The 6,419-nt window shown below is 44.7% G+C and carries 7 protein-coding genes; 2 read left to right on the top strand and 5 right to left on the bottom strand.

All coding sequences use genetic code 11. The features are described from left to right. The 5 genes from FWE37_08720 to rpsF form a co-directional block, all read right to left on the bottom strand. Positions 1-215 (bottom strand): replicative DNA helicase (locus FWE37_08720; protein ID MCL2521062.1); only part of this gene is annotated, 215 nt, incomplete at its 3' end. Continuing rightward, positions 216-749, bottom strand: coding sequence for a 50S ribosomal protein L9 (gene rplI, locus FWE37_08725; protein MCL2521063.1), 534 nt, complete (start codon positions 747-749; stop codon positions 216-218). A 79-nt stretch (positions 750-828) separates the two neighbouring features. Further along, the gene (gene rpsR, locus FWE37_08730; GenBank protein MCL2521064.1) at positions 829-1,107 is read right to left on the bottom strand and encodes a 30S ribosomal protein S18; all 279 of its coding nucleotides are present in this window, start codon (positions 1,105-1,107) and stop codon (positions 829-831) included. 72 nt (positions 1,108-1,179) lie between these two features. Beyond that, positions 1,180-1,626, bottom strand: a complete 447-nt coding sequence (gene ssb / locus FWE37_08735; protein MCL2521065.1) for a single-stranded DNA-binding protein — start codon at positions 1,624-1,626, stop codon at positions 1,180-1,182. 4 nt (positions 1,627-1,630) lie between these two features. After that, the gene (rpsF, locus tag FWE37_08740; GenBank protein ID MCL2521066.1) at positions 1,631-1,984 is read right to left on the bottom strand and encodes a 30S ribosomal protein S6; all 354 of its coding nucleotides are present in this window, start codon (positions 1,982-1,984) and stop codon (positions 1,631-1,633) included. Between the two features lie 269 nt (positions 1,985-2,253). Between rpsF and FWE37_08745 the strand changes: the two genes are divergently transcribed. Together FWE37_08745 and FWE37_08750 are read left to right on the top strand one after the other, a co-directional pair. Then, positions 2,254-3,336, top strand: a complete 1,083-nt coding sequence (locus FWE37_08745; GenBank protein ID MCL2521067.1) for an efflux RND transporter periplasmic adaptor subunit — start codon at positions 2,254-2,256, stop codon at positions 3,334-3,336. A 4-nt stretch (positions 3,337-3,340) separates the two neighbouring features. After that, positions 3,341-6,419: efflux RND transporter permease subunit (locus tag FWE37_08750; protein ID MCL2521068.1), on the top strand; the 3,079-nt coding region annotated here is incomplete at its 3' end.

Below are 6,419 nucleotides of genomic sequence, written 5' to 3' on the forward strand. Positions count from 1 at the left end.
AAATTGTTATTTTTTAAGTAATTAACTAAAGTTACGGTATCTACCAAGTGGCCACTATCGTTAAGCTCGGTAATGGCCCGGTCAATAACCTGATGGGCTTGTACATAAAAATCATCGGCATACAAAACTTGGTCGATGGTATTAAGCTGGGCGCTAACAAAATTTAACAGCAGCGCCCCAAGCACACCTTTTTCAGCATCAATATTGTGCTTCAATTAAACCTCTGCGCTTTCGTCAACTGGTTCGGCTTCGGTTACCACTACTTCTTCTACCACCACTTCAGGGGCAGGAGCTTTTTCATTATTGCTTTCTACTATTACTTTTAAAACGGCAACTTCATCGCCGTAAAGTTTAACGCGTACATTATGCGTGCCTAGTATTTTAATAATAGAATCGGTTATTTCTACCTTTTTACGCTCTATTTTAATACCTTTTTTAGCTAGTTCCTCCACAATGTGAGCATTGGTAATAGCCCCAAATAAGCGGCGTTTTTCGCCGGCGGCTACCTTAAAGGTTAGCTCTTCGGCTTCAATTTTTTCGCGGTAGCTGCGGGCCTCTTTACGTTTTTCTTCTTTGCGTTTAGCGATAGCCTCACGTTTTTTTTCTAATTCGTTCAGGCTGGCTAAACTATAAAGCGCTGCCATTTTTTTAGGTATTAAAAAGTTGCGGGCATAACCATCTTTAACTAGTTTTATATCGCCTTCTTCACCTAAATTTACTATATCTTGTTTAAGAATAATTTTCATCATTTACTCCATATTTACTAATAATTAAAGGGTTTCCCTGCTAAAAGCGCTTGGGCTGCCGGTAACCCTTAACGGCTCGTAATTACGATTCGCTCACAAAAGGCAGCAAAGCAAGCGCCCGCGCTCTTTTAATAGCGGTGGTAACGGCCCTTTGGTGTTTGGCGCAGGCGCCGGTAATACGGCCCGGTAATATTTTACCGCGTTCGGTAATATAACGCTTAAGGGTATCGGTATCTAAGTAATTTACTTCGTTACGGTTAGCGCAAAAGCGGCAAACTTTTCTTTTAAAGTACTTGGGTTTGCCGCGTCTATCTTTATCATCAGCAAATTTATCATCATGTTCAACTCTTTCGTCGGTCATTTTAAGCTCCTATAAATTTAATTACCTTTACAATTAGGTAAAGGCAGGCTTACAAAATTAAATAGTTGTAAGCTAAAAAGGTATATCATCATCAAAATCGGCGTTGCCGGCCGGCGCCGGCCGGGCCTGTTGGCTACCGCCGCTGCGTGCCGGCGGGCGTTCGTAACTCTCTTCGTTGCCGCTAGTGCGGTCGCTTTTACTGCCAAGCAACATAACGTTGTTGGCCACAATACTCACGCGGCTTTGCTGCTGGCCGTCTTTTTCCCAGCGTTCTTGCCTAAGCCGTCCTTCTATCCCCAGCTGCTGGCCTTTAGTTAAATAACTATTAAGGCTTTCGCCTTGTTTGCCCCACAGGGTAACTTCAAAAAAGCTGGCTTCGTTTACCCAGCTATCACCGTCTTTTTTAGCGCTGTTGACGGCGATAGAAAGTTTGGTAAGGGCCATACCGTTATTGGTGTATTTAAGTTCGGCATCGCGGGTTAGCCGCCCCACAAGGGTTACGTTGTTGATGTCTGCCATAGTATTATACCTCGCCGGTAGTTTTTTCTTCGGCCTTTACTTTGGGTTTGCGCGGCTTTTTCTTGCTGGGCGCTTCTAGTTTAATAATTAAATAACGTAAAAGACCGGCTTGCAGCTTTAGTTGCTCGTCCAGTTTAGTAAAGCCGTCGTTTTGAGCGCTAAAGGTAAAAAGGTGATAATGCCCTCGGTCTTCATCGTTAATAAGGTAAGCGAGTTCGCGGTTACCTCTGTCTTCGTCTTTAACAATTTGGTAGTTAAAACCGGTTAAAATTTTTTTAACAGCCTCTAAACCGGTGGGGTAGTGGTCTTCTTTAACATTAAAGACACAAGTTAATTCGTATTCGCGTGGTTTTTCCACTTGCAGTTCCTCCTTATGGACTCATACGACCAGCTTTAGCTGGTAAGGTTTAAAAAAGTTTATACTATAGCCGGTAATCTGTCAAGGCCGGCGGCCGGGTTTTTAGTGGTCTATTTTAACTTATTTTAGGGTTAACCGGTTATGATTACAATTATTTAACCAATAGTTAATGGTTAGCTAGTTGACAGCTAGCCGTTATTAGCTTTAAACTGCTAATAAAACTTAGTTAATGCTTTTTAGGGCAGCCCTCTATTTAAGGACTTAATATAATGAAAAAATTAGTAATTATTGCGGTATTATTTGTTTCTTTATTAGCTTATGCTCAATCTGGGCCCGGTGGCGGGCAAGGCGGCGGAGGCGGGCAAAATGCTAATGCCAATTTTAACCCCAACTTATCCACCGTTTTTACAGAGGCTATTACTACCCACATATTGCACCGCCGTATTAATTATGGCGGCCGTATCGAGCCCATTGTTAGCTTTCCGCAGTACAGCACCATTACCGGTATTGTTAGGCAAGTTAATGTTAGGGTAGGCGATGTAGTACAGGCGGGTACGGCTTTATATAGTATACAGCAAATTCAGCCGGGTGCCGGCTTTCAGGTGGGTTGGGTTACTTCGCTTAATGCGGGGGTAGTCGCTCAGGTAGATATAGAAGTAGGGCAAAGGCTGGTAGCCAACACGGCGGCTTTAGTGGTGGCCGATGTCAGCCAGCTTAGGCTAAGCTTTTTTATGAATGAGCGCGACCGTAACCGCACCAATGTGGGCGACCAAGTAACTATCGCCAGTTATGCCCGTATAGTGGGCGAAGAAGAAGATAGGTTATTTAATATGGTACGCAGTAACGATGAGCGTTTAGCGCGTTGGGGCCTAACCCCCGATAACACCGCAGCCTTTAGCCCCGAGCAGCTTAGTTTAACCCAGCAAGCCCAAAGGCAAATTACTTTACAGCAAACGGTGGTGCAGCAGGTTCGTCATAACTACAGCAGCTCGCTGGGGCAAATAGCTTTATTGCCCATTATCCCCGATAGCAGTACGGGCCTTTTTAGGGTGCAGGCTAACTTTAGCAGCAATGCAGCCCTTACCATCGGCCAATTTGTAGAGATAGAGCTCCAAGTAGACCGCTACGAAGGATTAGCTTTATGGCAAGGACATATCCAGCGGCGTTACGGCCAAAACCAAGTGCGTGTGGTGCGCGAAGGGCGTATAGAGTTTCAGGAAGTAATCGTCGGCGACCGCTTTGGCGAAATGGTGGCCATTTTAGGCGGCCTTGAAGAGGGGGACGAAATTATTACCGGCAGTAACCGGCGGGTAATAATTGGCGAAGAGGTAAACTCGGTAAGGAGGGGTTAAGATAATGGAAGATTTAACCTCTGTTTTATTAAAAAGGCGGGTTGCCACTTTAGTTTTTGTAGGGATCTTTTTGGTTATTGGTTTTATTGCTTTAAGCCAAGTGCCCATTGCTTTTTACCCGCGTACCAGTAAACCCACCATTACCCTAGATGTGAGCGTTACCGGCCATTCGGCCGAAGACTTGTTTGATAGTTATGCCGGTATCTTGGATAACGTTGCCCGCCAAGTAGATGCGGCGGAGCGTATCAGCGCCGAGTTTCAAGGCAACCGCATAAGGTATCGCTTTGAGTTTCCGTGGGGCTACGATGTTGACGAGGCGCGTAACCGTGTGTTTGCCGTTGCGCCGCGTTTTGATGCCGCCTTTCCTACCGATTCGGCGGCTAGTTTTGGCCGGGCTACGGTGAGCGGCGGTAACGATAACAGCGCCGGGTTTATGAGCGTGGCGTTATATTCCAGTGTGCTGGAGCATAACGAGCTGTACTATGAGGCCCGCGATATTTTAACCAGCCGTTTTAACGAAGAAGTAGGCGATGCCGACATCATTACCATCTCGCCCGTGCAAATATTAAGGGCCGATGTAACCTTTGATAACGAACTGATGCTGGCCTTAAATTTTAACCCGCAAACGGTGGTAACGGCGGTTAATAACCGCTTTAGAAACCAAGCGATGGGGAACTTTAGCCATATTGGGCGGCCGCACACCTTACGTTATGTGGCCGATGCCGACACTATCTTTCAGGTAGGTAATGTGGTGGTAGGTAACGTTGGCGGCAGCGATATACGGCTTAACGATATAGCCGAAGTTAATGTACGTTACGACTTACCCAATGCCATTTTTAGGGCTAACGGCGAGCAGGCCATTTTTATTGTAGCTGTGCCCAACCCCGATGGCAACATCAGAACCATGTCCCTCGAGATAGAAAATATTATCCAAGAAAGTTTGCAGTATTTTAGCGAAGAGGTAAGCTTTGAGATATTTGTAGACCCGGTAGAGTTTATCGATAACGCCATTTTTAGCGTGGTGCAAGCGGCTATTTTAGGCAGTATCTTAATTGTACTTATTACTTTAATCTTTTTGGGCATGCCTAAAAACAGCCTTATTGTTATTAGCGCTATTCCTATTAGTTTACTGTTTGCCTTTATTTTTATTAGGTTATTTAATGTTTCTATCAATTTAATTTCGTTATCGGGCCTTGCTATTAGTATTGGCCTTACCATCGATGCCTCGATTGTTATCATGGAGAATATCCATCGGCATAGGGTAAACAGCTTGCGCGATAACGATGGCCGCAGCATTTACACCATACTAGTGCAAAGTATTAGCGAAGTGCGGCTTAGCGTATTGGCCAGTGTGCTTACCAGCGTGTGCGTGTTTTTACCGCTGTATTTTACGGCGCCTTTAGCTAATGCCATTTTAGGCGATTTGGCTTTTACCGTTGTTTTTATGTTATTAGCCAGTTTGGTAGCCAGTTTTACGGCGGTGCCGGTTATTGCTTACTACCTGTTTAGAAGCGGCCACCGCAAACATGCCGTGCAGCCCGAGCCAAAATGGAATATTTTTACCGCTATTAGTAACGGTATGGAAAATTTCTCTAAACGTTTAATGACCAGATTAACGGCTATTTACAGCTGGTTGCTTTATAAATTGCTTAAAAATTTACCGGTACGCATTGGTTTTATTGTGGTAGCTATTGCCTTACTGGCAGCCAGCTTAATCTTTATTATGCCGCAAATCCCCAGCGAAATTATGCCTACGCCGGCCAGTAATAAAATATTTGTGCACGCCAACAATAACCAGTTGGGCAGTGAAAATGCCGGCGATTTTTTAGATGCTTTTGAGCCTATCGAAGACCAAATTTTAGCTTTAGTGGGCGATAGGCTGGTAAACCGCTTTTTTCAAACACGCGGGGCGGCGGCCGGCTCGCTGCTTATTACCATTAGCAGCAGCAACGATACTTTAGCTCTTATCGACCAGCTTAATAACGAGCTGGAGGCCGAAAATTGGAGTTTTAACATTCAGCAATGGGACCCGGCCAGTATGCCGCTGCCTTTTACGTGGGATTTTCAGATGCGTATCAGCGGCCCCGACCGTATGCAAATTCTCATTTATATGGAGCAAGTTTTCGATTTAATCCAGCGTACACGGCTGTACAGCTGGGTAAATACGGCCCCTACCACCACCGTTACCAACCAAATGGCTATGCAATTACGTACAGAGGTGGTAAACGAATTGGCTATTAGCGATGCCTTTTTAACCAATTATGCACGTATTTATTTGTCGGGCTCTACGTTAACCGTTAATGAAAGCGGCGATAACGTAACGGTAAACTTTAGGTACCCGCGTTTAAACAGCAGCGATGAAGTGCTTAATATCCAAATACCTTTTAGAGGGGTAAGCTTGCCGCTTTCTACCTTTTTTGAAGAAAGTTTTACCGAAGGTATTAGCCGTATTGATATTGCCAACCAGCAAGAAAGTTATATCGTACGTGCCCGCCTTGCGGCCGGCCTGAATAACCCGGCCGAAGTAGAACGCCGGGCCGCTATCATACGCAGTTTAATCGGCGAGCAAATTGCCCTTGACCCCGGCTACCTTATTACCTTTGAAGACGGCCGGGCGCAAATTACCGCCGCTCAAAACAGTTTAATTTATGCTTTAGGTATTAGTTTTGTTTTTATGTTTTTAATTTTAGCCATTCAATTTAATAGCTATAAAATACCGCTTATTATTGTTAGCGCCATACCTTTTGCCATTACCGGCGCTATCTTTAGCTTGTATATCGGCAGCCTTTTACCGTTTATTACTTCGTCTACTTTATCTATTAACTCGCTGCTTGGTATCATTTTACTTTGTACCACCGCCATTAACAACAGTATTATTATGGTAGATTTTTACCTTAACCAAGAGCAGATAACCGATAAAACCGAAGCCATTGTTTATGCCAGCACTCTTAGGCTTACGCCCATTTTAGTAAGTACCCTTACCACCATCTTTGGTATGTTACCGATAGCTCTTGCCTTTGGTGATGGCAGTAACGTAATACAGGCTTTAGGTATTGTGGTAAGCGGCGGGCTGGCGGTATCGG

Source organism: Spirochaetaceae bacterium, assembly GCA_009784515.1.
GTDB lineage: Bacteria > Spirochaetota > Spirochaetia > WRBN01 > WRBN01 > WRBN01.

Coding starts and splice junctions, on each gene's coding strand:
- rplI (MCL2521063.1), bottom strand. CDS start 749: ATGATGAAAATTATTCTTAAACAAGATATAGTAAATTTAGGTGAAGAA.
- rpsR (MCL2521064.1), bottom strand. CDS start 1,107: ATGACCGACGAAAGAGTTGAACATGATGATAAATTTGCTGATGATAAA.
- ssb (MCL2521065.1), bottom strand. CDS start 1,626: ATGGCAGACATCAACAACGTAACCCTTGTGGGGCGGCTAACCCGCGAT.
- FWE37_08745 (MCL2521067.1), top strand. CDS start 2,254: ATGAAAAAATTAGTAATTATTGCGGTATTATTTGTTTCTTTATTAGCT.